This is a genomic window from Acidovorax sp., from assembly GCF_022763525.1.
In the GTDB taxonomy this organism is placed as follows: domain Bacteria; phylum Pseudomonadota; class Gammaproteobacteria; order Burkholderiales; family Burkholderiaceae_C; genus Acidovorax.
Map to the genome: position 1 here is coordinate 13,357 of NZ_JALEGG010000056.1, position 25,607 is coordinate 38,963.

25 protein-coding genes are annotated in these 25,607 nt (G+C 66.7%); 15 read left to right on the top strand and 10 right to left on the bottom strand.

Annotated elements, in window-relative coordinates:
* Window positions 1-328 precede the first annotated feature (328 nt).
* The 4 genes from MRY84_RS04125 (at window position 329) to MRY84_RS04140 (ending at window position 3,731) form a co-directional block, all read left to right on the top strand.
* Window positions 329-1,093, top strand: a complete 765-nt coding sequence (locus MRY84_RS04125) for an ABC transporter substrate-binding protein (protein ID WP_291504483.1) — start codon at window positions 329-331, stop codon at window positions 1,091-1,093.
* A 134-nt stretch (window positions 1,094-1,227) separates the two neighbouring features.
* Window positions 1,228-2,010 carry an amino acid ABC transporter permease gene (locus tag MRY84_RS04130; protein ID WP_291504484.1) on the top strand — a complete coding sequence of 261 codons (783 nt, stop codon included), beginning with the start codon at window positions 1,228-1,230 and terminating at the stop codon, window positions 2,008-2,010.
* Window positions 2,007-2,759, top strand: coding sequence for an amino acid ABC transporter ATP-binding protein (locus tag MRY84_RS04135; RefSeq protein ID WP_291504485.1), 753 nt, complete (start codon window positions 2,007-2,009; stop codon window positions 2,757-2,759). Before MRY84_RS04130 ends, MRY84_RS04135 begins: the two co-directional genes overlap by 4 nt.
* A 75-nt stretch (window positions 2,760-2,834) precedes the next feature.
* Window positions 2,835-3,731, top strand: a complete 897-nt coding sequence (locus tag MRY84_RS04140; RefSeq protein WP_291504486.1) for a DMT family transporter — start codon at window positions 2,835-2,837, stop codon at window positions 3,729-3,731.
* 286 nt (window positions 3,732-4,017) lie between these two features.
* Here MRY84_RS04140 and mrdA read toward each other — a convergent pair whose 3' ends face one another.
* From mrdA to MRY84_RS04160, 4 genes are all read right to left on the bottom strand, one after another.
* Window positions 4,018-5,958, bottom strand: a complete 1,941-nt coding sequence (gene mrdA / locus MRY84_RS04145; RefSeq protein ID WP_291504487.1) for a penicillin-binding protein 2 — start codon at window positions 5,956-5,958, stop codon at window positions 4,018-4,020.
* Window positions 5,959-6,143: 185 nt separating this feature from the next.
* Window positions 6,144-6,662, bottom strand: a complete 519-nt coding sequence (mreD, locus tag MRY84_RS04150; RefSeq protein WP_291504488.1) for a rod shape-determining protein MreD — start codon at window positions 6,660-6,662, stop codon at window positions 6,144-6,146.
* A gap of 61 nt (window positions 6,663-6,723) precedes the next feature.
* The gene (gene mreC, locus MRY84_RS04155; protein WP_291504489.1) at window positions 6,724-7,650 is read right to left on the bottom strand and encodes a rod shape-determining protein MreC; all 927 of its coding nucleotides are present in this window, start codon (window positions 7,648-7,650) and stop codon (window positions 6,724-6,726) included.
* Between the two features lie 170 nt (window positions 7,651-7,820).
* Window positions 7,821-8,864: a rod shape-determining protein gene (locus MRY84_RS04160; RefSeq protein WP_008907364.1), complete on the bottom strand. Its 1,044-nt coding sequence runs from the start codon at window positions 8,862-8,864 to the stop codon at window positions 7,821-7,823.
* 205 nt (window positions 8,865-9,069) lie between these two features.
* On the opposite strand from MRY84_RS04160, the gene gatC reads away from it, so the two are divergent.
* The 3 genes from gatC (at window position 9,070) to gatB (ending at window position 12,436) form a co-directional block, all read left to right on the top strand.
* The gene (gene gatC / locus MRY84_RS04165) at window positions 9,070-9,369 is read left to right on the top strand and encodes an Asp-tRNA(Asn)/Glu-tRNA(Gln) amidotransferase subunit GatC (protein WP_291504490.1); all 300 of its coding nucleotides are present in this window, start codon (window positions 9,070-9,072) and stop codon (window positions 9,367-9,369) included.
* A gap of 21 nt (window positions 9,370-9,390) precedes the next feature.
* Entirely contained in the window at window positions 9,391-10,878 is a 1,488-nt protein-coding gene (gene gatA, locus MRY84_RS04170; RefSeq protein ID WP_291504491.1) for an Asp-tRNA(Asn)/Glu-tRNA(Gln) amidotransferase subunit GatA, read from the top strand.
* Between the two features lie 109 nt (window positions 10,879-10,987).
* On the top strand, window positions 10,988-12,436 hold the full coding sequence (gatB, locus tag MRY84_RS04175) for an Asp-tRNA(Asn)/Glu-tRNA(Gln) amidotransferase subunit GatB (protein WP_291504492.1): 1,449 nt from the start codon (window positions 10,988-10,990) through the stop codon (window positions 12,434-12,436).
* Between the two features lie 93 nt (window positions 12,437-12,529).
* Here gatB and MRY84_RS04180 read toward each other — a convergent pair whose 3' ends face one another.
* Together MRY84_RS04180 and pyrE are read right to left on the bottom strand one after the other, a co-directional pair.
* Window positions 12,530-13,246 (bottom strand): DUF4124 domain-containing protein, encoded by a 717-nt coding sequence (locus tag MRY84_RS04180; protein ID WP_291504493.1) that lies wholly within the window; start codon window positions 13,244-13,246, stop codon window positions 12,530-12,532.
* 5 nt (window positions 13,247-13,251) lie between these two features.
* Complete coding sequence (gene pyrE / locus MRY84_RS04185) at window positions 13,252-13,950, bottom strand: orotate phosphoribosyltransferase (RefSeq protein WP_291504494.1); 699 nt, start codon at window positions 13,948-13,950, stop codon at window positions 13,252-13,254.
* Window positions 13,951-13,962: 12 nt separating this feature from the next.
* On the opposite strand from pyrE, the gene MRY84_RS04190 reads away from it, so the two are divergent.
* Both MRY84_RS04190 and MRY84_RS04195 read left to right on the top strand, forming a co-directional pair.
* Window positions 13,963-14,766: an exodeoxyribonuclease III gene (locus tag MRY84_RS04190; protein WP_291504495.1), complete on the top strand. Its 804-nt coding sequence runs from the start codon at window positions 13,963-13,965 to the stop codon at window positions 14,764-14,766.
* 18 nt (window positions 14,767-14,784) lie between these two features.
* Window positions 14,785-16,704, top strand: a complete 1,920-nt coding sequence (locus MRY84_RS04195; protein WP_291504496.1) for a GspE/PulE family protein — start codon at window positions 14,785-14,787, stop codon at window positions 16,702-16,704.
* A 143-nt stretch (window positions 16,705-16,847) separates the two neighbouring features.
* Here MRY84_RS04195 and MRY84_RS04200 read toward each other — a convergent pair whose 3' ends face one another.
* The 3 genes from MRY84_RS04200 to gstA are packed head-to-tail and all read right to left on the bottom strand — an operon-like array spanning window position 16,848 to window position 18,088.
* Window positions 16,848-17,225, bottom strand: a complete 378-nt coding sequence (locus MRY84_RS04200; protein ID WP_291504497.1) for a nuclear transport factor 2 family protein — start codon at window positions 17,223-17,225, stop codon at window positions 16,848-16,850.
* The gene (locus MRY84_RS04205) at window positions 17,222-17,449 is read right to left on the bottom strand and encodes a 4-oxalocrotonate tautomerase family protein (protein WP_291504498.1); all 228 of its coding nucleotides are present in this window, start codon (window positions 17,447-17,449) and stop codon (window positions 17,222-17,224) included. Before MRY84_RS04205 ends, MRY84_RS04200 begins: the two co-directional genes overlap by 4 nt.
* Before the next feature lie 30 nt (window positions 17,450-17,479).
* Window positions 17,480-18,088 (bottom strand): glutathione transferase GstA, encoded by a 609-nt coding sequence (gene gstA, locus MRY84_RS04210; protein ID WP_291504499.1) that lies wholly within the window; start codon window positions 18,086-18,088, stop codon window positions 17,480-17,482.
* 111 nt (window positions 18,089-18,199) lie between these two features.
* Between gstA and MRY84_RS04215 the strand changes: the two genes are divergently transcribed.
* The 3 genes from MRY84_RS04215 to MRY84_RS04225 all read left to right on the top strand — a co-directional run bounded on the left by MRY84_RS04215 (window position 18,200) and on the right by MRY84_RS04225 (window position 21,117).
* Window positions 18,200-19,117: a LysR family transcriptional regulator gene (locus tag MRY84_RS04215; RefSeq protein ID WP_291504500.1), complete on the top strand. Its 918-nt coding sequence runs from the start codon at window positions 18,200-18,202 to the stop codon at window positions 19,115-19,117.
* A gap of 59 nt (window positions 19,118-19,176) precedes the next feature.
* The gene (locus MRY84_RS04220) at window positions 19,177-19,815 is read left to right on the top strand and encodes an MBL fold metallo-hydrolase (RefSeq protein WP_291504501.1); all 639 of its coding nucleotides are present in this window, start codon (window positions 19,177-19,179) and stop codon (window positions 19,813-19,815) included.
* A 222-nt stretch (window positions 19,816-20,037) separates the two neighbouring features.
* Window positions 20,038-21,117: a diguanylate cyclase gene (locus MRY84_RS04225; protein ID WP_291504502.1), complete on the top strand. Its 1,080-nt coding sequence runs from the start codon at window positions 20,038-20,040 to the stop codon at window positions 21,115-21,117.
* 89 nt (window positions 21,118-21,206) lie between these two features.
* Here the strand turns inward: MRY84_RS04225 and MRY84_RS04230 are convergent, their stop codons facing one another.
* Window positions 21,207-22,055 (bottom strand): M48 family metallopeptidase, encoded by an 849-nt coding sequence (locus MRY84_RS04230; RefSeq protein WP_291504503.1) that lies wholly within the window; start codon window positions 22,053-22,055, stop codon window positions 21,207-21,209.
* A 211-nt stretch (window positions 22,056-22,266) separates the two neighbouring features.
* On the opposite strand from MRY84_RS04230, the gene MRY84_RS04235 reads away from it, so the two are divergent.
* The 3 genes from MRY84_RS04235 to MRY84_RS04245 all read left to right on the top strand — a co-directional run.
* Window positions 22,267-23,628, top strand: a complete 1,362-nt coding sequence (locus MRY84_RS04235; RefSeq protein ID WP_291504504.1) for an AmpG family muropeptide MFS transporter — start codon at window positions 22,267-22,269, stop codon at window positions 23,626-23,628.
* Window positions 23,629-23,775: 147 nt separating this feature from the next.
* Complete coding sequence (locus tag MRY84_RS04240) at window positions 23,776-24,495, top strand: response regulator transcription factor (RefSeq protein WP_291504505.1); 720 nt, start codon at window positions 23,776-23,778, stop codon at window positions 24,493-24,495.
* A gap of 46 nt (window positions 24,496-24,541) precedes the next feature.
* Window positions 24,542-25,607, top strand: a 1,066-nt coding sequence (locus MRY84_RS04245) for a HAMP domain-containing sensor histidine kinase (protein ID WP_291504506.1), incomplete at its 3' end; no start/stop codon positions are given.

Consider the following 25,607-nt stretch of genomic DNA (forward strand, 5'->3'; position numbering starts at 1 on the left):
CGGATCGGGATGGGCCGCAAGGCGCCTTTTCTTGCCAATAGCCCAGCTATTGGCAAGAAAAGCAACGCAGCGGACCGCCCGAGGCCGCGCTAGCGCCGACCGCAGGGAGTTATGCAGGCCATCCCTTGCCCGCTTACCACCAGTGCACATCCCGGTCATCCGGGTTGCCCTGCATGGTTCGCAGGCGAACGCCCGTCCTATAATTTCTGCGCGTTTCCGTTTGATGACGAGGCCCGTCGCCGTTGGCGATGCCTGCATTCACCCGCTCCGGCTTGCCTACCCGCATGCCGGATTTTTTGTACCTGAACCACCCCCACAGGAACCTGCCATGAAGTTTTTCAAGTCTGCCGTTGTCACCGCCGTGGCGCTGTGCGCTGCCCTTGCCGTCCAGGCCCGCACGCTGGATGAGATCAAGAAGGACGGCAAGATCATCGTGGCCACCGAAGGCCAGTTTGCCCCGTTCAACTTCTTCGAAGGCACCAAGCTCACAGGTTTTGAGGTGGAAGTGGCGGAGTTGGTGGTCAAGAAGATGGGACTGAAGCTCGAATGGAAGACCCTGGGTTTCGACGCGCTGCTGACCGGCCTGGGCCAGAACCGCTGGGACGCGGTGATCGCATCGCACGGCGTGACCGACGAGCGCTCCAAGGCCGTGACCTTTGCCAACCCCCATTACTGCTCGGGCGGCATCATCGTGGCCATGGATGAAAAAATCCGCAACGCCAAGGACCTGACTGGCAAGGTCGTGGCCGTGCAAACCGGCACCAGCTACCTGGAGCAGGTCAAGAAGGTCAGCGGCGTGAAGGAAGTGAAGAACTTCCCGCAGGACACCGACGCCCAGCGCGCTTTGATCTCCAAGCGGGTGGACGCCTGGGTAAGCGACAAGTTTGTGGCCAAGGAAGCCGCGGCCAAGAACGCCAAGGCCGGCTTCAAGCTCGGCGACATGCTGTTCATCGAGCGCATCGCCCCCGCCATGGCCAAGGGCAACACGGGCCTGGCCGATGCCTGGAACAAGGCCTTCGCCGAAGTGCTGGCCGACGGCAGCTACGCCGCTGTCTCCAAGAAGTATTTCAACGAAGACGTGCGCTGCAACTGACCTGCTATAAAACGGACCCACGGGGTGCGCGAGGGCGAAGGCCGGATGCGCACCCTTTGCCGTTTCTGGTGGCGGCGGATGCCGGTCCTGCCGCCGAGCCGATTTCCCAACAAGACCTTCCGGTCGTCTGATCCATGCTTCTCGCTCTTTGGCCACAAGGCTGGTCCCGACAGCAGCGCAGCAATGCCACGCTGGTCGCTGCGCTGGTGCTGATGGTGCTGGCCCTCTCCCTGCTGGGCCACCTGCTGTCGTTCTTCCCGGACCCGATTGGCCCCAACGCCCAGGCGTTTTCCGAGGGAGCGCGCACCACGCTGTGGCTCACGCTGGTGAGCGGGGCCGTGGGCCTGGTGCTGGGCACGGCGGCGGCGTTGGCCCGCACGTCGCGCTGGGCCGCGGTGCGCTGGGTGGCCAGCGTGTACATCTGGGCCATCCGCGGCACGCCGCTGCTGGTGCAGATCCTGTTTGTGTACTTCGCCTTGCCGGTGCTGGTGCCGGGGCTGAACCTACCCGACTTTGCAGCGGCCGTGGTGGCCCTGGGGCTGAACGTGGGCGCCTACAACGCCGAGGCCCTGCGCGCAGGCCTGCTGGCCGTGCCGCGCGGGCAGACCGAGGCCGCCAAGGCGCTGGGCCTGGGCCGCATGCACGTGTTCCTGGACGTGGTGTTTCCGCAGGCGTTCAAGATCTCGCTGCCGCCGCTGGTGAGCAACTTTGTGGCGCTGCTCAAGGACTCTTCGCTGGCCTACGCGATCGGCGTTGTGGAGCTGACCAACGTGGGCAACCGCATCCAGTCGGCCACGTTCCAGCCCATTGCCACGCTGACGACGGTGGCCGTCACCTACCTGCTGCTGACCACGCTGGTCACGCAGATCTCGAACGCTGTCGAGTACCGCTTCGACGTGGAGGGCCGCAACCGATGAACCCCAACGTCCAGCCCAAGCCCTACATCGTGGCCGAGCGCGTGTGCAAGTCATTCGGCTCGCACCAGGTGCTCAAGGATGTCTCCACCGTGTTCCATACCGGCGAGGTGACGGTGATCATCGGCGCCTCGGGCTCGGGCAAGAGCACGCTGCTGCGCGCCATCAACCGCCTGGAACCGCACGACAGCGGGCGCATCACCATCGACGGCGTGGAGGTGTGCGACGACCTGACCACACTGCAGCGCCAGCGCTGCGAAGTGGGCATGGTGTTCCAGCAGTTCAACCTGTTCGGCCACATGAGCGTGTTGGACAACGTGACGCTGGCGCCGCGCCGCATCCGCCACACGCCGCGCCCGCAGGCCAATGACGAGGCCATGCAACTGCTGCGCCGCGTGGGCATGCAGGACCACGCGCACAAGTACCCGTGGCAGCTCTCGGGCGGGCAGCAGCAGCGGGTGGCCATTGCGCGGGCGCTGGCCATGCAGCCCAAAGTGATGCTGTTCGACGAGCCCACCTCGGCGCTGGACCCGGAGATGGTCAAGGAAGTGCTGGACGTGATGCGCAGCCTCGCACGCGGCGGCATGACCATGATCGTGGTCACCCACGAAATGGGCTTTGCGCGCGAGGTGGCCGACCGGGTGATGTTCTTCGACCAGGGGCGCATCGCCCACGACGCGCCACCGCAGGAGTTCTTCGGCAACCCGGCCAACGACCGCATCCGGGCGTTCCTGGGCCAGGTCAGCCACTGAAGCTGCGCGCAGGGCACGGCACCGCAGAGGCCGCCGGGCAACCGGCGGCCCTTTTTCTTTTTGGGAGAATTTCCGATGCGTACTGAACGCTGGGGCCTGGCAGCCCTGTTGGCCGTCACGGTGGTGTGGGGCACCACCTTCCCCGCCATGAAGCTGCTCTCGGCCCACCTCGACGCACTGCAGATCATCTGGCTGCGCTTCGTGATTGCGCTGGTGGTGCTCGCGCCACTGTGGCGCGGCATGCTGCGCCACGAGCGGCGCTGGGGCTGCGCCCTGGGCCTGCTGCTGTTCCTGGCGTTCTGGCTGCAGATTGAAGGGCTGGCGCGCACCAGCAGCAACCGCAACGCCTTCGTCACCGGGCTCAATGTGCTGGTGGTGCCGCTGATCGCCATGGCCTTCCTCGGCCGGCGCTACGGCTGGCGGCTGTGGGCGGCCTGCGCCATGGCCTGCGCGGGCATGGCGCTGATGTTCCACGAGAACGAGCCCTGGAACCTGGGCGATACGCTGACGCTGGCGAGCACGGTGTTCTATGCGCTGTACATCCTGGCGCTGGAGGAATGCGCGCGCCGCACGGTCGCGCAGCCGCTGCGCGCCACGCGCATGGCCGCCGCGCAGGCCACGGTGATGGCGCTGGCCTCCACCGCGCTGCTGCTGGCGCAAGGTGGCGGCATGGACTGGCTGCAGTCCGTGGCCGACCTGCCCCTGGACGCCCTGCTGGCGCTGCTCTACCTGGGCCTGCTGGCCAGCGTGGTCGTCGTGACGCTGCAGGCCTGGGGCCAGCAGCGCGTGGATGCCATGCGCAGCGCCATCGTGTTCGGACTGGAGCCGGTGTTCGCAGCCCTCACGGCCTGGGTGCTGCTGGGCGAAAGCCTGGGCTGGGCGGGCGTCAGTGGCGCCGCCCTGATCGTGGCCGCGCTGGTGTTCAGCCAGATTCAGCCGGCGGCGCACACGGGCCGGACGCAACGGGCCTGACGCAACGCGCGAGACACGCGGACACCAGGGGGATACTTCTTGAGCCGGCACCTTGGACGCCGGCATGCCCGTTCGGGCTGTACTTGTTGAAGCCTTGCGCGGCGCTTTCACAAGCCGCTTCCGAGCCGTTCCTGAGCTTGGCAGGGAGCGTCTGCAAAAGCACGCCCTGGCTTCGACAAGCTCAGCCTGAACGGCCCAGGGCCTGTCCGAGGCAGGCAGTCAATGCATTCAAATCGGCTCTAGCGCTTATCCATCAAGCGCAAACAGCTATTCTTTATATAGCAATCTACGGTGCAGCCAACGGCACGTCCGCCGCCTTGCGCGGCTTGCCGATGGGTGCCGAGGCCAGGCCCTTCTGCACGGCGGCCAGGTCTTCCTCGCTCGGGTAGTCGCCCAGCAGCCAGTAGTCGAACACCCGGCGCGCAATGGGCGCCGCATGCGCGGCGCCAAAGCCGGCGTTCTCCACGATGGCGGCGATCACGATCGTCGGGTTTTCGGCGGGCGCGAAGGCGGCGTAAAGCGAATGGTCGCGCTGATGCTCTTCGAGCGCCTTGGCGTTGTACTTCACGTTCTGGCCCAGGCTCACGGCCTGCGCCGTGCCGGTCTTGCCGCCCGACGTGTAGGGCGCCCCGGCAAACACGCGCGTGCCGGTGCCGCCCTTGTTCACCGCCACCATGGCATTGCGCACGATGTCCACGTTCTTGGGCAGAAAACCCAGGTTTTCGCCAGGGGGCTGCGTGATTTCGGTGATGGCGCCCGTGACCGCGTTCTTCACCGCCTTGGCCATGTGCGGCCGGTATCGGATGCCGCCATTGGCCAGCGTGGCCTGTGCCAGCGCCAGCTGCAGCATCGTGAAGTTGTTGTAGCCCTGGCCAATGCCGAGCGACACGGTCTCCCCAGGGAACCAGCGCTTCATCTCCGGGCGCTTGTAGGCATTGCGCTTCCACTCGGTGCTGGGCAAGGTGCCGCGCACTTCGCCGTTGAGGTCGATGCCCGTGGACTGGCCAAAGCCCAGCGGCTTCATGAAGTCGTGGATGGTGTCCACGCCCATCTCCACCGCCAGCGAGTAGAAGTAGGTGTTGCTCGACTGCTGGATCGCGCGGTGCATGTCCACGCCGCCCAGGCCGCCTTCGTGGCTGCGGAAGGTGTGGCCGCCAAAGGTGTAGAAGCCCGGGTCATTGATCACCAGGCTGGGCGAGCGCTTGCCCAGCTGCAGCGCGGCCAGGGCCATGAAAGGCTTGTAGGTGGAGCCGGGCGGGTAGGTTCCGCGCAGGGCCCGGTTCAGCAGGGGCTTGTCGATGGACTCGTTGAGCGCCGTCCAGTTCTCCACATCGATGCCTTCGACAAAGAGGTTCGGGTCGAACGTGGGTTTGCTGACCAGTGCCAGGATCTCGCCATTGCGCGGGTCGATGGCTACCAGCGCGCCGCGGCGGGTGCCGTACATGTCCTCGATGAGCTTTTGCAGCTTGATGTCGATGGACAGCATCACGCTGTCGCCCGGCGTGGCCGCGTGGCTGGAGAGCTTGCGCACCGCGCGCCCGCCGGCCGAGGTTTCCATCTGCTCGAAGCCCGTGGTGCCATGCAGCGCGGATTCAAAACTCTGCTCGATGCCCAGCTTGCCGATGTATTCGGTGCCGCGGTAATTGGCCTCGTCCTCGGAGTCCTGGATGCGCGCCTTCTCGGTCTGGTTGATGCGCCCGATGTAGCCGATGGCGTGGCTGGCCACCTCTCCCAGCGGGTAGTTGCGGAACAGCCGCGCCTTGATGTCCACGCCCGGAAACCGGTAGCGCTGGGCCGTGAAGCGCGCCACTTCCTGGTCGGTCAGCCGCGTGCGGATGGGCAGGGATTCGAAGTTGCGCGACTCTTCCATCAGCCGCTTGAAGCGGCGGCGGTCGCGGCTGTGGATCTCCACCACCTGGGAAAGCTCGTCGATGGTGTCGTCCAGCACCCCGGCGCGCGAAGGCGTGATCTCCAGCGTGTAGGCCGAATAGTTGGTGGCCAGGACCACGCCGTTGCGGTCTAGGATGAGCCCCCGATTGGGAACGATGGGCACCACCGCCGTGCGGTTGCTCTCGGCCTGGGCCGCCAGGTCTTCGTGCCGCACCACTTGCAGGTAGACCAGCCGCGCGGCCACGAGGCAGAACGCCAGCAGTACGACGGCGCCGATGACCAGCGCCCGCACGCGAAAGCGCGAGGCGTCGGCCTCGCTGCTGCGCAGCTCAGTCATTCGGGCACCTCATCACCTCGCGTTCGCCTGTCATCGGCGATACCGGCACGCGCCCAGCAACGGCAGCCGCGCCAGGGCCGCCAAGCCGCGCAGGCGGCGCTTCGCTCGCGTGCGCTGGCTGCGTCCCCCTTCCCGGCGAAGCCGAGCGAAGGGGAAAGGCTCGAAGCGACTCAGGGGCAAGCATGCTAGAGCGGCCGGTTCTGGTCGCTGTCGGGCGGCCGGCGCTGCGGTGCCAGCAGCACCCAGCTGGCCAGAGGCCACAGCAGCGCTTCGATCAGCGGCGCGAGGAAGCTCCAAAGCCCCGGAAAGATGCCTCCAGAGACCATGCGCAGCAGGAGCTCGGTCGCGTGGGCCAGCGCAAACAGCGGCAGCACCTGCAGGGCCTGCGACGGCACGCTGAACCACAGCAGGCGGCGGTGGATTGCAATGGCACCGAACGACAGCACGGTGTACGCCAGCGCATGCTGGCCCAGCAGCGCCGACTGGCTTACATCCATGCACAGGCCCAGCAGGAACGCAACGCCCATGCCGATGCGCAGGGGCTGGTGCACGCCCCAGAAAACCAGCAGCACCATCAGCACATCCGGCATCCAGACCACGCGGCCCAGCGGCAGGAGGTTGATGGCCAGGCCCGCCGCCAGGCTGGCGACGATGAACACCGGATTGACCGGCAGCAGCAGCGGCTCGCCGCGCGGCATGATCATCGCGGGCCTCCTTTCGGGCGCTGCCAGCCGCAGCCCGCCATGTGCTTCGTCAGCAGGGGCATCATCCCTTGCGCCCTCCGCGTTTGACCGGCACGGGGTGGGCCGGCTCGGGCCGGGGCAGCGACGCGTTTTCAGGCAGGGGCTGGAGCACCACCACGTGGCGCGCGCCCTGCACCTGCGCCAGCGGCTTGCAATACACCCGCGCGAACGCCGAGTCGGCGCGGCGCTCCACCCGCACCACACGGGCCACGGGCAGGCCGGAGGGGTAGAGCCCGTCCACGCCACTGGTGGTGAGGAGGTCGTCCTCGCGCACGTCGGCATTGGCTGGCATGAAGCGGAGTTCCATGCCGCCGTCATGCCCGGCCACGGGATCGCCATAGGCGACGCCCCGCGCGCCAGTACGCACGTTCAGCACCGGGATGGCTTGGTCGCGGTCCACCAGCAGCGTGACCTCGCTCACCAGCGGGAACACGCGCGTGACCTGGCCCAGCACGCCCGCTTCGTCCATCACGGGTGCACCCAGCACCACGCCGCCCATCTGCCCCCGGTCCACCACCACGCGGCGCGTGTAGGGGTCGGCCGTGTCGTAGATCACCTCCGCCGCCTGGGCCGGGGTTTCCAGGCGATCGCGCAGCGCCAGCAGCTGGCGCAGGCGGCCGTTCTCCAGGGCCAGCTGCTCCGCCTGGTTGGCCCGCTGGCCCATCTCGGTCATCTTTTTGCGGGCGGTGTCCAGGTCATCCTGCGCCGCTTTCAACGACTGAAAGTAGCCCGCGCCATGGCTGGCAAATTCCACGGGTTGAAGCATCAGCCATTGCACGGGGTACAGCACGGTACCCACCGCCTGGCGCACCGGCCCGGTCAGCTTGAAGCGTGCATCGGCCACCATGAGGAACAGCGCCAGCGCGCTGTAGACGGCCAAACGCGACAGGGCCGAAGGGCCCTGTTTGAAGAAAGGAGGAGCGCTGCGCTCCAGCGTACCCAGCGGCATGTCAGTGATTCAAGCGCTTCGCGCTACCCGCTGCTAAAAAACTGGCGCGGCCCAGACCAGGGCACCCGTGGGACTGGCTCTGCCAGGCCACCGGGTGCGTCCCATCGCCCGCAGCGTGCAACGCCGCGAGAGCGGGGGGAAGCCGCGAAGCGGCTCAGGGGGGTGACACATCACTCGCTGGTAAAGATGCTGCCCAGGCGGTCCATGCGCTCCAGCGCAATGCCGCAGCCACGCACCACACAGGTCAGCGGGTCTTCGGCCACCAGCACGGGCAGGCCGGTTTCTTCGGCCAGCAGGCGGTCCAGGTCGCGCAGCAGCGCGCCGCCGCCCGTCAGCATCATGCCGCGGTCGGCGATGTCGGCGCCCAGCTCAGGAGGGGTTTGTTCCAGCGCGTTCTTCACGGCCGAGACGATCTGGTTGAGCGGGTCGGTCAGGGCTTCCAGCACTTCGTTGCTGGAGATGGTGAAGCTGCGCGGCACGCCTTCGCTGAGGTTGCGGCCCTTGACTTCCATCTCGCGCACTTCGGAGCCGGGGAAGGCCGAGCCGATGTTCTTCTTGATGGCTTCGGCCGTGGGCTCGCCGATCAGCATGCCGTAGTTGCGGCGGATGTAGCTGATGATGGCTTCGTCGAACTTGTCGCCGCCCACGCGCACGCTGCCCTTGTAGACCATGCCGCCCAGCGAGATCACGCCCACTTCGGTGGTGCCGCCGCCGATGTCCACGACCATGGAGCCCGAGGCTTCCGAGACGGGCAGACCAGCGCCGATGCCAGCAGCCATGGGTTCTTCGATCAGGTACACCGCCGTGGCGCCCGCGGCCTCGGCCGCATCCTTGATGGCGCGGCGCTCCACCTGGGTGGAGCCGCAGGGCACGCAGATGATGATGCGCGGGCTGGGGGTGAACAGCGTGCGCGGATGCACCATCTTGATGAACTGCTTGATCATCTGCTCGGTGATCACGAAGTCGGCGATCACGCCGTCCTTCATCGGGCGGATGGCTTCGATGTTGCCGGGCACCTTGCCCAGCATGGCCTTGGCCTCGTGGCCTACGGCCTGGATGACTTTCTTGCCGTGAGGGCCGCCTTCGTGGCGGATGGCGACGACGGAAGGTTCGTCGAGGACGATGCCTTTGTCGCGGGCGAAAATGAGGGTGTTGGCTGTGCCAAGGTCAATGGCAAGGTCGGTGGAGAAGTACCGACGGAAAGCTCCGAACATTCAAAAGTCCTCTCAGGCACGGCATGCACGTCGGCCTGCCATCGCCGGGTATTCAGGGGTGTTTATTGGCTTTTTTCACGCAATTGACTCCCATTTCGAGAGCCTTGCGGCAAAGCCGGGATAATACCCCATCCCCTGTGAATAACTCCCCCCGGCGCGGGCCGGATCGCAGCTTTACTTCTGGTTTCTCTAGATTTTCCTCCCTATGGCACTGACCCCCCAGGACATCGGCCGCATTGCCAACTTGGCGCGGCTTGAACTGACCGCAACAGAAAGTGAGCGCATGCTCACTCAACTCAACGGTTTCTTTGACATCGTGGAAAAGATGCGGGCTGTGGATACCTCGGGCGTCACGCCCCTGGCCCACCCCGTGGCCGCCATCCAGGACGTGGCCCTGCGGCTGCGCGAGGACGTGGCCAGCGAGCCCAACCAGCGCGAGGCCAACCAGCAAAGCGCCCCCGCTGTCGAACGAGGTTTGTTCCTCGTGCCCAAAGTGATCGAGTAAGTAAGAACTGACTTCCGCCGCATGACTTCCACCGCATTGCACGACCTGGGCGTGGCCCAACTGGCCGCCGAACTGCGCGAGCGCCGCGTCTCGGCCGTCGAGGCCGCCCAGCATTTCCTGGGCCGCGCCCAAGCCCATCAGCACCTGGGCGCCTACGTGGCCGTGAACCCCGAGATCACCCTGGCGCAGGCCCGCGCGCAGGACGCCGCCATCGCCGCCGGCACCGCCGGCCCGCTCGCGGGCGTGCCCATTGCCCACAAGGACATCTTCGTCACCCAAGGCTTTCCCAGCACGGCGGGATCGAAGATGCTGGCGGGCTACCAGTCGCCCTTTGACGCCACCGTGGTCACCAAGCTGGCCGAGGCCGGGGCCGTGACGCTGGGCAAGCTCAACTGCGACGAGTTCGCGATGGGCTCGTCCAACGAAAACTCCGCCGTGGCCCCGGTGGGCTTTGACGCCCCCGCCCCCGTGCGCAACCCCTGGGACACGGGCCGCATCCCCGGCGGCTCATCGGGCGGCAGCGCCGTGGCCGTGGCCGCGCGCCTGGCCCCCGCCGTCACCGGCACGGACACGGGTGGCTCCATCCGCCAGCCCGCGTCGTTCTGCGGCGTGACCGGCATCAAGCCCACCTACGGCCGCGCCAGCCGCTACGGCATGATCGCGTTCGCCTCCAGCCTGGACCAGGCCGGCCCCATGGCCCGCAGCGCCGAAGACTGCGCGCTGCTGCTGTCCGCCATGTGCGGCCCCGACCCCGACGGCGATTCGACATCGCTCGACGTGCCTGCAGAAGATTTCAGCGCCAAGCTGAACGACAGCATCGACGGCCTGCGCATCGGCGTCCCCGCCGAGTTCTTTGGCGAAGGCCTGGCGCCCGATGTGCGCGCGGCCGTGGAGGGCGCGCTCAAGGAATACGAAAAGCTCGGCGCCAAGCTCGTGCCCATCAGCCTGCCGCGCACGGAGCTGTCCATTCCGGTGTACTACATCATTGCGCCCGCCGAGGCGTCGTCCAACCTCAGCCGCTTCGATGGCGTGAAGTTCGGCCACCGCGCCAAGGACTACGCCGACTTGATTGACATGTACAAGAAGACCCGCGCCGAAGGCTTTGGCGACGAGGTCAAGCGCCGCATCATGATTGGCGCCTACGTGCTGAGTCACGGCTACTACGACGCCTACTACCTGCAGGCCCAGAAGATCCGCCGCATGATTGCCGACGACTTCCAGAACGCCTTCAAGGATTGCGACCTGATCGCCGGCCCCGTGGCCCCCACCGTGGCCTGGAAGCTAGGCGACCACGGCAACGACCCACTGGCCGACTACCTGGCCGACATCTTCACCCTGCCCGGCTCGCTGGCCGGCCTGCCCGGCATGAGCGTGCCCGCGGGCTTTGGCGAAGGCGGCATGCCCGTGGGCCTGCAGCTGCTTGGCAACTACTTCCAGGAAAGCCGGTTGCTGAACGCCGCACACCGCCTGCAGCAGGCCACCGACTTCCACCTGCGGTCTCCGCTCTGAAAAACATAGCTGCCAGCGCTTGATTCCAAAGGGTTTCAGGCCAAAATCATCTGAAACACCCGCCTGACAAGCGCTAGCAGCTCCTTATTTGATAGCCAAGGACAGATCCATGTCTGCCAAACTCATTCACGGCTACGAAGTCGTCATCGGTTTCGAGACCCACGCCCAGCTCGCCACCAAGAGCAAAATCTTCAGCCGCGCCAGCACCGCGTTTGGCGCCGAGCCCAACACGCAAGCCTGCGCCGTGGACCTGGCCCTGCCCGGTACGCTGCCCGTGATGAACCGCGAAGCCGTGGCCTGCGCCATTCGCCTCGGCCTGGCACTGGGCTCGCACGTCGCGCCGCGCAGCATCTTTGCGCGCAAGAACTACTTCTACCCCGACCTGCCCAAGGGCTACCAGATCAGCCAGTTCGAGATCCCGGTGGTGCAGGGCGGCGAGGTGTCGTTCTACCTGGGCGACGAGAAGAAGACCGTGCGCCTGGTGCGCGCCCACCTCGAGGAAGACGCAGGTAAATCGCTGCACGAGGACTTCATCGGCCAGTCCGGCATCGACCTGAACCGCGCCGGCACGCCCCTCTTGGAGATCGTGACCGAGCCCGACATCCGCAGCAGCGAAGAAGCCGTGGCCTACGCCAAGGAACTGCACAAGATCGTGACCTGGATCGGCATCTGCGACGGCAACATGCAGGAGGGCAGCTTCCGCTGCGACGCCAACGTGTCCGTGCGCAAGCCCGGCGCGCCGCTGGGCACGCGCCGCGAGATCAAGAACCTGAACTCGTTCAAGTTCATGCAGCAGGCGATCGACTACGAGATCCGCTGGCAGATCGAGCAGATCGAGGACGGCCACGCCATCCAGCAGGCCACCGTGCTGTTTGACCCGGACACCGGCGAGACGCGCGCCATGCGCACCAAGGAAGACGCGGCCGACTACCGCTATTTCCCCGATCCCGATCTGCCGCCGCTGGTGATCGCGCCCGACTGGATCGAGCGCGAGCGCTCCCAGATGCCCGAGCTGCCCCGCGCCATGGCCGCGCGCTTCGTGGCCGACTACGGCCTGCCCGAGTACGACGCCACCACGCTCACGCAGAGCAAGGCGATGGCGGCTTACTTTGAGGCCGCCGCCAAAGCCTGCAGCCAGCCCAAGCTGGCCAGCAACTGGATCATGGGCGAGGTCTCGCGCCGCCTGAACACGGCGGAGATCGGCGTCGAGCAAGCCCCCGTATCCTCGGCCCAACTGGCTGCGCTCATCGGCCGGATTGCCGATGGCACGATCTCCAACAACGCTGCCAAGCAAGTGTTCGACGCGTTGTGGACCGGTGAAGGCACTGAGGTGGATGCCATCATCGAAGCCAAGGGCCTCAAGCAGATGAACGACTCCGGCGCGCTGGAAAAGATCATCGACGAGGTCATTACCGCCAACCCCGACAACGTGGCCCAGTTCAAGGCCGGCAAGGACAAGGCGTTCAACGCGCTGGTGGGGCAGATCATGAAGGCCAGCAAGGGCAAGGCCAATCCGCAGCAGGTCAACGATCTGCTGCGCGCCAAGCTCGCAGGTTGATCACACAGCGACGATCACCAGGCGCTGGTTGCGCCATGAAACACAAAGGGGCCGAAAGGCCCCTTTGTGTTTCATGGATCAAATCGATCCGCCTCAGTAGCGCGGGCCGCCCGGGCCGGCAGCATTCCCGGCGCTAGCCGCCGAGGCGGCCGGCGTCACCGCTGGCACCCGCTGCGCATCCCATAGCTTGCGCAGCTGCGCCAGCTCGGTATCGAACCGCGCGTGCACGCGGCGCTTTTCCTGGTCCTGCCCGGCAATGAAGCGCTGCTGTTCGGCCAGGCTGTCGTCCACTTCGCCGATCTTGCGGCGCAGGGTCATCGGCGCCTTGTTGGGGTCCTTCTTGTAGAACTCCATCTCCACGTCCAGCTTCTTGCGCTCCGCCTTCAGTTCGGTGATGCGCTTTTCCGCCGTGGCCGTGACGTCGTCCACCAGCTGGATCGCGGCGGCGCGCTCCACGTCGTGGGCAGCCTTGTTGGGGTAGCGGGCCACCAGCACACGCTCGCGGCGGCGCTCCTCCACAATGCGGGCCTGTTCCTCGACCTCCTTGCGCTTCTGGGCCTCCAGGGCGGCACGCTCCAGCTCCGTGAGCGACGGGCCGATCTGGCGGCGCGTCATGCCCGAAGGGCTGAGCTCACGCTGCTCGCGGTCCAGGCATTCGGGAATGGGGCGGTCGGCGGTGAGTCGCCGACCATTGCGGTCCACGCAGGTGTAGATCCCGCCCACCGGGCCCTGCTGCTGCTGTGCCAAGGCCAAGTCTGCGCCCCAGGAAAGCAGCACCACACCACCCATGAACCACGCGGACTTGCTCAAACCATCTACCCTTCGTTGACGCCATACCGCTGGCGGTAGGCCAGCACCTTTTCGTGATGCGAGCGCATCTCCTCTTCCCCGTTTTGCGAGAGATACAGCAATAAGTCTGCCAGCCGGGCGATGGCGCACACCTGCATGCCCAGCTGCTGGCGCACGTACTGCACCGCGCTGTGATCCACGTCCTGCCCATTCTCGATGGCTTTTTCCTGGCGGTCCAGCGCGATGGCCACGGCGTGGGGCGTGGCGCCAGCGGCCCGGATGATGGCGATGGATTCCCGCGCGGCGGTGCCCGCGGACATGACGTCGTCCACGATCAGCACCCGGCCCTTGAGGGGCGCGCCCACCAGGGTGCCGCCCTCGCCGTGGTCCTTGGCTTCCTTGCGGTTGTAGGCAAAGGGCACATTGCGCCCCAGGCGCGCCAGCTCCACCGCCACGGTGGCGGCCAGCGGAATGCCCTTGTAGGCCGGGCCGAACACCATGTCGAATTCGATGCCGCTGGCGAGGAGGGCTTTTGCATAGAATTCCGCCAGCCGGCCCAACTTGCGACCATCGTCAAACAGCCCGGCGTTGAAAAAATACGGACTCAGGCGCCCGGCCTTGGTCTTGAATTCACCAAAGCGCAACACGCCGGATTCGACGGCAAAACGTACGAAATCCTGCGCCAGCTGGCCCTGCTCGGGGGTTTGCGCGCCAACATCCACCATGGGGAATCCTTCTTGTTCAAGTTAACCAGCCTCAATCTCAATGGCATTCGCTCGGCCACGGCCAAGGGCGTGGAAAGCTGGATGGTCACCACGCGGCCGGATTGTATTTGCGTGCAGGAAGTCAAGGCGCAGGCGGCGGACGTGGCCAACCGCTTCGAGCGCATGGCGGGCCTGCAGGGCCACTTTCACTTTGCCCAGAAAAAGGGCTACTCGGGAGTGGGCATCTACACGCGGCATGAGCCCTCCGATGTAGTCATTGGCTATGGATCTGCAGAGTTTGATAGCGAAGGACGATACGTGGAGCTGCGCTTTGACACCCCGGCACGCAAGCTCTCGATCATCAGCGCCTACTTTCCAAGCGGTTCTTCGGGCGAAGAACGCCAGCTGGCGAAGTTCCGCTTCCTGGCCGAGTTCCATCCGCACCTCATGCGCCTGAAGGCCGAGCGCGATTTCATCCTGTGCGGCGACATCAACATTGCGCACCAGCAAATCGACCTTAAAAACTGGCGCAGCAACCAGAAGAACAGTGGTTTTTTACCCGAAGAACGCGCCTGGATGACAAAGTTGTTGCACACAACTGAAGAAGGCGGCGGCATCATAGACGTTTACCGTCAGTTACAACCTACCGCGACCGACACCGCCTACACCTGGTGGAGCAACCGCGGGCAGGCCTATGCCAACAACGTGGGTTGGCGGCTGGACTACCACCTGGCCACCCCCGCGCTCGCGGCACTGGCGCGCACGGAATCCATCTACAAGGGCGAGAAGTTCTCCGACCACGCACCCATCACCGTGGAGTACGACCTGACCTTGTAGCCACGTTTTTGATTGTTCATGACCGACGCTGCAGCCACCTCTTTCCCCACCCCGCCCGCGCCCAGCGTCCGGCCCATCAATGCAGATTCCCTGTGGAAGGCGCTGTCCACGCCCCACCCGACCGTGGGCAGGGCCCGTCACCTGGGGGAGGCACTCATCCAGGCAGGCTTGCTGTCTCCCTCGGCACTGGAAGCCGGTCTTCGCACGCAGCGCGAGGAGCGCAATGACGGGCTGCACCGCCTGATCGGGCAAATCCTGGTGGAAGGCGGCGCGCTGACGCAAGAGCAGCTGCGCCAGGTGATCGCCACGTGGCTGGGCGAGTACACCGTGCACCCGGGAGACATCGCGCCCGAATCGGCCGCCCTGGCCCTCGTGCCCCGCGCGGTGGCAGAGCGCGAATCCGTGCTCCCCTTGATGGCCCGCGACGATGCGCTGGTGGTGCTGATGGCCGATCCTTCCGACCGCGTGCTGCTCGACGAGTTGCGCTTCCTCACGCAGCGCCGGGTCATTGCGCTGCAGGCCGCGCCGGGCTCGCTGATGCCGGCCATCCACCGCGCCTACCGTCCGCCAACGCCAGCGGGCGGGGCGTCCGCGCCGCCATCGGCCGGGCGCGCCACGGCCCGCGAACTGGCGGCCAACCTGGGAAGCGCTGCGCCTGAAGGCGACGCAGAACAGGCCGACGTGATCAGCGAATCGGACAACACGCTGGTGCGGCTCATCAACTCGGTGATCGACGAGGCCATCCACCACCGCGCTTCCGACATCCACATCGAAACCGAACCCGCCCCGCGCAACGTGCGCGTGCGCTTGCGCATCGATGGCGACCTCACCCCCTACCTGGAGCTGCCCGCGCGCTACCGCTTTGCGATGGTCGCACGCATCAAGATCATGGCGGGCATGGACATTTCCGAGCACCGCAAGCCCCAGGACGGCAAGATCGACTTTGCCCGTTTTGGCGGCCCCCCGGTGGAGTTGCGCGTGGTCACGGTGCCCACCTCGCATGGGCTGGAGGACGTGGTGCTGCGCCTGCTGGCGGGCGCCAAGCCACTGCCGCTGGAGAACATCGGCCTGAGCCAGCCCAATCTGCAGGCCCTGCGCCGCGTGGTGCAAATGAGCTATGGCCTCGTGCTGGTGTGCGGCCCCACGGGTTGCGGCAAGACGACCACGCTGCACTCGGTGGTGCGCGACATCAACACCGCGGGCCGCAAGATCTGGACGGCCGAGGACCCCATCGAGATCACGCAGGAGGGATTGCGCCAGGTGCAGGTGAACCCGCGCATCGGCTGGACCTTTGCCGCCGCGATGCGCACATTCCTGCGCGCCGACCCCGACGTGATCATGATCGGCGAGATGCGCGACGAGGAGACCGCGCGCATCGCCATCGAGGCCTCGCTCACCGGGCACCTGGTCCTGTCCACCCTGCACACCAACTCCGCGCCCGAGAGCATTGCGCGGCTGCTCGAGATCGGCCTGGATCCGTTCAACTTCTCCGATTCGCTGCTGGCGATCCTGGCGCAGCGGCTGGTGCGCCGCCTGTGCACGGCCTGCCGCGAGCCGCGCGTGGCCGACGACGAGACGCTGCAGGGCCTGGCCTCGCAGTACCTGGACAGCGGCACCGTCAACACGCCCGAAGCGCGCCAGGCCCAGGTGGCAAGCTGGCGCAAGGACTACGGCGGCGCGCAGGGCGAGCTGCGCCTGTGGCGCCATGTGGGCTGCACCCACTGCGACGGCCACGGATACCACGGGCGGCTGGGCATCCACGAACTCATGCTGAGCGACGACACCATCCGCCAGCACATCCGCCGCCGGGCACCGGCCTCGGACATTCGCCACTCGGCGCTGACGGCCGGCATGCGCACACTGCGGCAGGACGGCATCGAGAAGGTGCTGCAAGGGCTGACCGACATGGCCGAAGTGGTGGCGGCGACCAACCTGTGAGGCGGGCCCAACGCAGGTGATGCCGGCCGCCGATTTTTAGCCAAATCGGGTTTTAGCGCTTATCTGACAAGCGCTAGCAGCTATCAATAAATGAGTTCTTCCAAAAAGAGGAAACTGCCCACCGGCTTGCGCGCACCGCCGCCTCAGCGATCCAATTCGTAGTGAAACACCTTGGCAATGATCTGCCAGCGCCCGTCCACATGGATCAGGGTCAGCAGGTCGGTGAAGTGTTTGGGCAGGATGACGCATTCCACCTTGGCCAGGGCCGTCACCGGCCCGGCAAACTCGATGGATAGGATGCGCTCCTGCACCGTTTCGCCCCGGCTGGCGGGTGAGGGGCGCTGGTCCACGATGGGGAAATATTCCTCCATTCGCAGGATCACCGCAGGCTCGGCCGTGGCGCAGGCATAGACCGCCTGCGGGTGGAACACGCGGCGCAGGCGCTGTGTATCGCTGTGGCACAGGCCGTCGAAATATTCCTGCAGCGCGGCGGCGACTGCGTCGAAGCGCGGGTCACTCATGGCGCGCTCCCGTCGGCGGCGGCGCGAGCGCGCTGGCGGCGCGCGGTGACCGTCTCGCCGGCCACGCCCCAGTTGTCGGTATCGACCTCGTCGATCACGACAAAGGTGGTGGCGGGCTCCTTGTTCAGAACGCGCACCAGCAAATCGGTGGCGCCTTGGATCAGCGCCGCTTTTTGCGCACCTGTGACACCTTCACGGGTCACTTTGATGTTGATGTAAGGCATGGCTATTCCTTGGGATGAAGCAATGGCCTCTCAGCCCAGCAACCCTTCGGCCCGCATCGCGGCCTGCACGGCAGGGCGTGCGGCCACACGGCGCAGGAAAGCCTGCAGATGGGCCAGGTCGCTGATATCCAGCTTTACGAACTTGGCCCAGCCCAGCACCACAAAAAGGTAGGCATCGGCCGCCGTGAAGTGCTCGCCCGTCAGGTAGGGGCCGTGCTGCAGCTGCGCGTCCAGCCAGTCCATCTTCTTGCGCAGCAGAGCGGCCAGCGTGGCCTTGGCGTTGTCGTCCAGCCCGGCGTGGAACAAGGGCGTGAAGGACTTGTGCAGCTCGGTGCTCACGTAGTTCTGCCACTCCATCACCCGGTAGCGCGCCAGCGTACCGGCTGCGGGCATGAGCTGCGTGGCCTGGGCTTGGTCGGCGATGTACTGCGCAATGACCGGGCCTTCGGTGAGGCGGGAGCCGTCCGCCAGCTCCAGCACGGGCACCTGGCCTTTGGGGTTGATGGCATAAAAATCGCGCCCGTCTGCCGTGCGGTGGCGCTCGGTATCGACCTTCTCCAATTCGAAAGTGAGGCCACATTCGCGCAACAGGATGTGGGGCGATAGGGAGCAGGCGGCGGGAGAAAAGTACAGCTTCATGGGTTTGCCTCTGGGGCGTGGTGGAAAGATGAAGCGATGGTATTGATGCCGCCAACAGCAATAAACTAGACGCCAGGAATTTCACTGATTACATGAAGTAATAAACAGAACATGGCCCGCCAATTTGACGACCTGAAGCTGGGCAGTATTGAATTGTTCTGCCTGACCGCACAGTGGCAAAGCTTCACGGCCGCCGCCCAGGCGGCCGGGCTGACGGCGGCGGCGGTGAGCCGATCGGTGGCGCGCATGGAGGCGCGCCTGGGCGTGCGGCTGTTCCAGCGCACCACGCGCCAAGTGCGGCTGACCGAAGCAGGCAAGCGCTACTACGAGCAATGCCGTCAGGCACTGGGCCAGCTGGCCGAGGCAGAACGCGAGCTGTCGGGCCAGCAGCAAAGCCCGGCAGGCCTCGTTCGCTTCAGCCTGCCCACCTCCTACGGGCACTGCCGCATCCTGCCCCTGCTGCCCGCATTTGCGCAGGCCTACCCCGACGTGGAGCTGGAGCTGCAATTGAGCAACCGCAACGTGGACTTCACCGAAGAAGGCTTTGACCTGGCCGTGCGCGGTCGAGCCCCTACCGACTCGGGGCTGGTGGCGCGCAAGCTGGAGGACGCCGCCCTGGTGGTGGTCGCCGCCCCGACTTACCTGGCGCGTTGCGGCACACCGCATGCCATCGCCGACCTGGCGGCGCACGAATGCATCCAGTTCGTGCTGCCCAGCAACGGCCAAGCGGTGCCATGGATGCTGCGCGACGCCGCCGGGCGCGATGTGGAGGTGCCCACCCAAGGCCACCTGCGCTGCGCCGACGACATCCTGGGTCCCGTGACCCTGGCGCGTGCAGGCGCAGGGCTGCTGCAGACCTACCGTTTCATTGTGGAAGCCGATCTGCACAGCGGCGCCTTGCAGGAGGTGCTGCCCGCTCATGCCGGTGCCTCCCGCCCGTTTTCGCTGCTGTACCCCGCCAACCGGCACATGCCGCTTCGCGTGCGCGTGCTGGTGGATTTCATCGTCGATCGGCTGGCACGGGCTTGAGCCTCTCCCGGCCGCCGGGCGCCACGGCCTGCAAAATACACACCACCACCTCACCCACCATGCTCCACTACCTCACCATCCCCGTCACCGCCTTCCAGCAAAACTGTTCCATCGTCTGGTGCGACGCCACGCGGCAAGCCGCCGTGATCGACCCCGGCGGTGACCTGGAGGTGCTGCTGGCCGAGATCGAGCGCCTGGGCCTCACGCTTTCGCAGATCTGGCTCACCCACGCCCACATCGACCACGCAGGCGGCACGGGCGAGCTGGCCGCGCGGCTGGCCCTGCCCATCGTGGGGCCGCACCCTGGGGACCAGTTCTGGATTGACGGGCTGCCGCAGCAAAGCGCGATGTTCGGGTTTCCGCCCGCGCAGCACTTCACACCCACGCGCTGGCTGCACGATGGCGACACGGTGCAGATCGGTCACGAAACCTTGAACGTGCGGCATTGCCCGGGCCACACGCCCGGCCATGTGGTGTTCCACGCGCCGCAGATCGACCGGGCCTTTGTGGGCGATGTGCTGTTTGCCGGCAGCATCGGGCGCACGGATTTCCCGCAGGGCAACCACCAGCAACTCATCAACAGCATCACAGAGCGGCTGTGGCCGATGGGGGATCAGACGGTGTTCATCCCCGGCCACGGGCCGGAGAGCACTTTCGGGCGCGAGCGCAAAAGCAACCCGTATGTGGGCGGCACCTGAGATCCCCACCAGCTTTTGCGAGCAGCCTGGGACCGCTTGAAGGCCGGGATTGCGCAGGTCCTGCCGCCCTGTTCACGCCGTTGGCGGGCGGACAGGTTTCTAGAATGTGTCAATCTGTAATGCCTGCCCGTGCTGGCGCCTGCGCCGGGGCCTACCGCCATGGAGCCTTCCGCCTCCGCGCATTCCTCCGCAGCCACCCCGGTGACTGTGGAAACGCCGACCGTGCCCCAACGGCCACGGCGCGTGCCCCGCGCCTTCGCGCTGGTGCCCCGGGGCTCCAGCCTGGCGGGCAAGGCCTACTGGGCCATGGTGCGGCGAGTGGCGCTCACGGCGGCGGCCATCGACGCGGGCTACATCGCGCTGTTCTGGTGGCTGGGCTCATGGCCGCTCACGGTGGTCAACGCCATCAGCATCGCGATGTACCTGGGCGCGCACCAGCTCATCGCGCGGCGGCACAACAAGGCGGGGCTGCTGCTGATCTGGGCCGAGGTGATCGGCCACTCGGCGCTGGGTTCGCTGCTGATCGGATGGAACAGCGGCTTCCACTACTACCTGCTCATGTTCATCCCGGCCATCGTGATCGCCAACACGCGTGGCATGGCCGCGCCCATGGTGCTGGCGCTGCTGGGCTACTACCTGGGCCTGCAGGCTCTGTGCGATCACCTGGGCCCCTTGGATCCGCTGCCTGCGCGGGCGGTGCAGATCGTGAACTGGGTGCACATCTGCCTGGTGTTCGCCATGTCGGCCGCGCTGTCGGCCTACTACCGGCGAACCGTGCTGCTGGCCGAAAGCCGCCTGCGCAAGCAGGCCACGCTGGATCCGCTGACGGGCCTGTCCAACCGCAGCCACTTCGAGTCGCTGACCGCGCACGCGCTGGCGCGCAGCCAGCGCGACGGCGCCCCGATGGCGCTGATGCTGTGCGACGTGGACCATTTCAAGCGCGTGAACGACCAGCACGGCCACGCCGCGGGCGATGGGGTGCTGGTGGGCGTGGCGCAACTTCTGGCCAGCAACCTGCGCGATGGCGATGTGTTGGCCCGCTGGGGCGGCGAAGAATTCCTGGCCCTGCTGCCCGCGAGCACCGTGGATGCGGCCTGCGCCACGGCCGAGCGCATCCGCGCCGCGGTGGAGGCCACGCCGCTGCGCCCAGCCGAGGGCAAGGAGCCGGCGTTGCACATCACGCTGTCCTTCGGCGTGACCTCTGTGGCTGGACAGGAGGATTTGCAGGCGGCCATCGCCCGCGCGGACCGTGCGCTGTACGCCAGCAAGCATGGCGGCCGCAACTGCGTGAGCAAGGGCTGACACACTGCTGCGGCCATAGTACATAAAACTGGCTGCAGCGCTTGTCAATCAAGCGTAATTAGCTATTATTTCAATAGCAAATGGCTTCACTAGCCACGCCGGGCCGCCTCGTACAGGCCTTGCACCTTGGGCACGTTCAACTCCAGCTCCTTGATGCGCGCGGGGCCTGAGGGATGGGTGGACAGGAATGCCAGGCCGCCCTGCTTGCTGCCGCTGGCATTGCCCATCTTCTTCCACAGGCTGACCGAGGCCGCAGGGTCGTAGCCGCCGCGCGCGGCCAGTTCCAGGCCCACCAAGTCCGCTTCGCTCTCGTCCGACCGGCTGAATTGCAGGGTGAGCAATTGCCCGCCCAGCCCCGCCGCTGCCTGGCCCAGGTCGCCCAAACCCAGCAGCTGCGATCCCAGGCGCAGGGCGAGGTTGGTCCCCTGCGTCTTGGCGATGCGCTCGCGCGCATGCTCGCGCAGCGCGTGGGCCATCTCGTGGCCCATGATCATGGCGGCCTCATCGTCGGTGAGCTTGAGCTGGTCGAGGATGCCGGTATAGAAGGCGATCTTGCCGCCAGGCATGCAGAACGCATTGATCTGCTGGCTGCCGATGAGGTTGACTTCCCAGCGCCACTGCCGGGCGCGGTCGTTCCACGGGCCGGTGAATGGAATCAGCCGCTTGGCGATGGCGTGCAGGCGCTGCAGCTGCGGGTGGTTGTCGGGGGCCAGCGCACGCTTGGCCTTGGCCTGCTGCAGCATCTGCTGGTATTGCTGGGCGGCGGAGTTCTCCAACGCCTCGGCGGGCACCAGCTTGCGCAGGCTGGAGGAAGAGCCCACATCCACCTGCGCCAGCACCGGCGCAGCGGCACTGGCGCCGGCCGCCAATAGGAACGCCCGGCGCGCGGACCAGGGCGAAGAGGGCGCAAGGGAAGGGGCGGGGCACAGAAGGCACATACCAGAATCACCTGAAGCAAAAGAAAGGACGGCCGGCCAAAGCCAGAAGGCGCCCAGCACACACCAAAGACACGCGTGGGGTGCGGCTGCGCGGAAATAATAGCCAGCGCTGATGCCCCACACCCCGGGCCCGCCGCACAGATGAAAGATGGAGGCAGGCGGGCCTGCTGCAAGGGTCTCGGCGATGATAGACAAAACCTTGACCCCCAACATGTCAGACACCTCCACCCCGGCGCCCCCGCGCACCCCCTGGCTTCAGACCCTGCGCGTGTACCTGGAGCCTGCCAGCCTGCGCATGCTCACCCTCGGCTTCTCCGCCGGGCTGCCGCTGCTCCTGGTGCTGGGCACGCTCTCGTTTCGCCTGCGAGAGGCGGGCATCGACCGCAGCACCATTGGCTACCTGAGCTGGGTGGGCCTGGCCTACGGCTTCAAGTGGGTGTGGGCACCGCTGGTAGACCGCATGCCCATCCCGCTGCTCACTCGCGCGGTGGGTCGCCGCCGCAGCTGGCTGCTGCTGTCGCAGGGCCTCATCGTGGCAGGGCTGGTGGGCATGGCGCTGGCCGACCCGCGCCTGACGCTGGGGCCCATCGTGTGGTGCGCGCTGGCCGTGGCCTTCGGCTCGGCCACGCAGGACATTGCGCTCGACGCCTTCCGCATCGAATCCGCCGACGCCGACCACCAGGCGGCGCTGGCGGCCTCGTACCAGACGGGCTACCGCCTGGCCATGATCTGGGCGGGTGCGGGCGTGCTCTGGATTGCCGCGCGCGCCGAGGTTGCGCCCACCGTTGGCCAGGCCCTCGCGCAAGGCGCGGCCGCGTACCAGAACGGCGCCTGGCAGGCGGCCTACCTGGCCATGGCCGCGTCGATGGCCGTGGGCGTGATCACCGTGCTGTTCTCGCGCGAACCCGCACCGGTGCAACTGCCCCCGGCGAGGAACGCCGCCGAGTGGATCCGGGGTGCCATGGTGGAGCCGTTCGCCGACTTCTTGCGCCGCTACGGCTGGCACGCGGTGCTGATCCTGGCGCTGATCGCCGTCTACCGCATCAGCGACGTGGTGATGGGCATCATGGCCAATCCGTTCTACGTGGACATGGGCTTCACCAAGGACGAGGTGGCCGCCGTGACCAAAATCTACGGCGTAATCATGACGCTGGCCGGCGCCTTCGTGGGCGGCGTGCTGTCGATGCGCTTTGGGGTGATGCGCATCCTGATGCTGGGCGCGATCCTGAGCGCAGCGAGCAATCTGCTGTTTGCGTGGCTGGCAGGCCACGGACACGACGTGACGGCGCTGATCGCCGTGGTGTCGGCCGACAACCTGGCCAGTGGCATTGCCTCGGCCGCCTTCATCGCCTACCTGTCGAGCCTCACCAATGTGAGTTATTCGGCCACGCAGTACGCGCTGTTCAGCTCCATGATGCTGCTGCTGCCGAAGTTCGTGGCCGGCTTCTCAGGCGACTACGTGAACGCGTTCGGCTACGCGCACTTCTTCACATCGACGGCGCTGCTGGGGCTGCCGGTGCTGGTGCTGGTGTGGCTGGCCTCCCGCGTCAAAACGCCCCCCGGAGCCCAGTAGACAAGCGCGACAAGCTATCAAAAAGATAGCTGCATCGCACCGCCACCCCGCAGCGGTTTACCGCAACTTTACGGAGGCTTCAACACGGGGAGACGCCTGCGGGCGAGCATGGAGGCACCTTTCCAAGCCTGCCACTACACTGCGCCGATGAGCTCCCAACTGCTGATGATCGAAGACGACGCCCGCCTCGCAGAGATGGTGGGTGAGTACCTGGGCCAGTCGGGCTTGCAGGTCACGCACTGCGCTGACGGCAAAAGCGGCCTGGCCCGGCTGCAAGGACCCGACGCGGGGCCCCTGCCCGACCTGGTGATCCTGGACCTCATGCTGCCCGATATGGACGGCCTGGAAGTGTGCCGTCGCATCCGATCGCTGCAGGGCAATGCGGCCCAGGTTCCGGTGCTCATGCTCACCGCCAAGGGCGACCCCATGGATCGCATCATCGGGCTGGAGCTGGGTGCCGACGACTACCTGCCCAAGCCCTTCGAACCCCGCGAGCTCCTCGCGCGCATCCGCGCCATCCTGCGCCGCCGCACCGATGGCGGTGCGGCCCCCGCCACGCAGGCGCTGCGCTTTGGCTCGCTGGAGATCGACCGGGATGCGCGCACCGTGACCGTGGGCGGCCAGGTGGCCGACCTCACCTCCTACCAGTTCGACTTGCTGGTCGCACTGGCCGAGCGCGCGGGCCGCGTGCTCACGCGCGACCAGATCATGGAGGCCGTGCGGGGTCGCGAGCTGGAGGCGTTTGACCGCTCCATCGACGTGCACATGGGGCGCATCCGCGCCGCCATCGAGGCCGATGCTAAGAACCCGCGCCGCATCCTCACCGTGCGCGGCGTGGGCTACGTGTTTGCAAAGCAACAAGACTGACCGGCGCTGCGCCGCCTTGCCGTGGCGCGCACCACCCCCTTGCTGAATGTCCTTTTCCACCCCCTTCTCCCGCCGCCTGTACCTTCGCATCTGGCTCGCCGTGGTGGGTGGCATTGCCGTGCTGACCCTGACCGTGGGCTGGGCCTGGCGCATGGCCGAGGAGCAGAAAGCGCAGAACGTGCAGCCGTTCGTGCCGCCTTCGCGCGAGATGGTGCTGCGCGATCCCAACGGCACCCAAGTGCTGCGAGGCTTCGCCACACGCCAGCCCAGCGAGCCGGGCGAGGGGGCTGAGTTCCGCATCGAAGCCGACACCGGCCAGACTTTCACACTGCAGATGGCCCCGCGCCAGCCCCGCGGCGAGCGCGCCCCCGGCCGCCCGGGCGGCCCCCGGCAGGGCGATGCCGCTTTCTGGACGCGCCCGCCCTTCGGCTTCCTGTGGCTGCTGGGCATCGTGGGCGTGGCGGTGGCACTGGGCGTGTACCCCATCATCCGCCGCCTCACGCTGCGGCTGGAGGCGCTGCAGCGCAGCGTGCAGAAGTTTGGCGAGGGCGACCTGTCGGTGCGCGTGCCCGAGGGTGGGCAGGACGAGGTGGCAGACCTGGCACGCCAGTTCAATGCCGCCGCCGCGCGCGTGGAGGCGCTGGTCAAGTCGCACAAATCGCTGCTGGCCAACGCATCGCACGAGCTGCGCTCGCCCCTCACTCGCATCCGCATGGGGCTGGAGCTGATGGGCGGGCAGCAACCCTCGCCAGCCTTCCGCGAGGAGATTCTGCGCAACATCGCCGAGCTGGACCAGCTGGTGGACGAGATCCTGCTGGCCAGCCGCCTCGATGCCCGCGAAGCGGACGTAGGCACCGTGGAGCTCGTGGACCTGATCGGCCTGGCCGCCGAAGAGTGCGCGCGCGTGGATGCTGACCTGGACGTGAGTTCGGATTCGGTGAATGTGCGCGGCGTTTCCAAGCTGCTGCGCCGCGCCATCCGCAACCTGCTCGAAAACGCCCGCCGCTACAGCGCTGGCGAGATCACGCTGGCGGTCGAGTGCCGCCAGGGCCACGCCGAGGTGCGTGTGTGCGACCGGGGGCCGGGCGTGCCCGCCACCCACCGAGAACGCA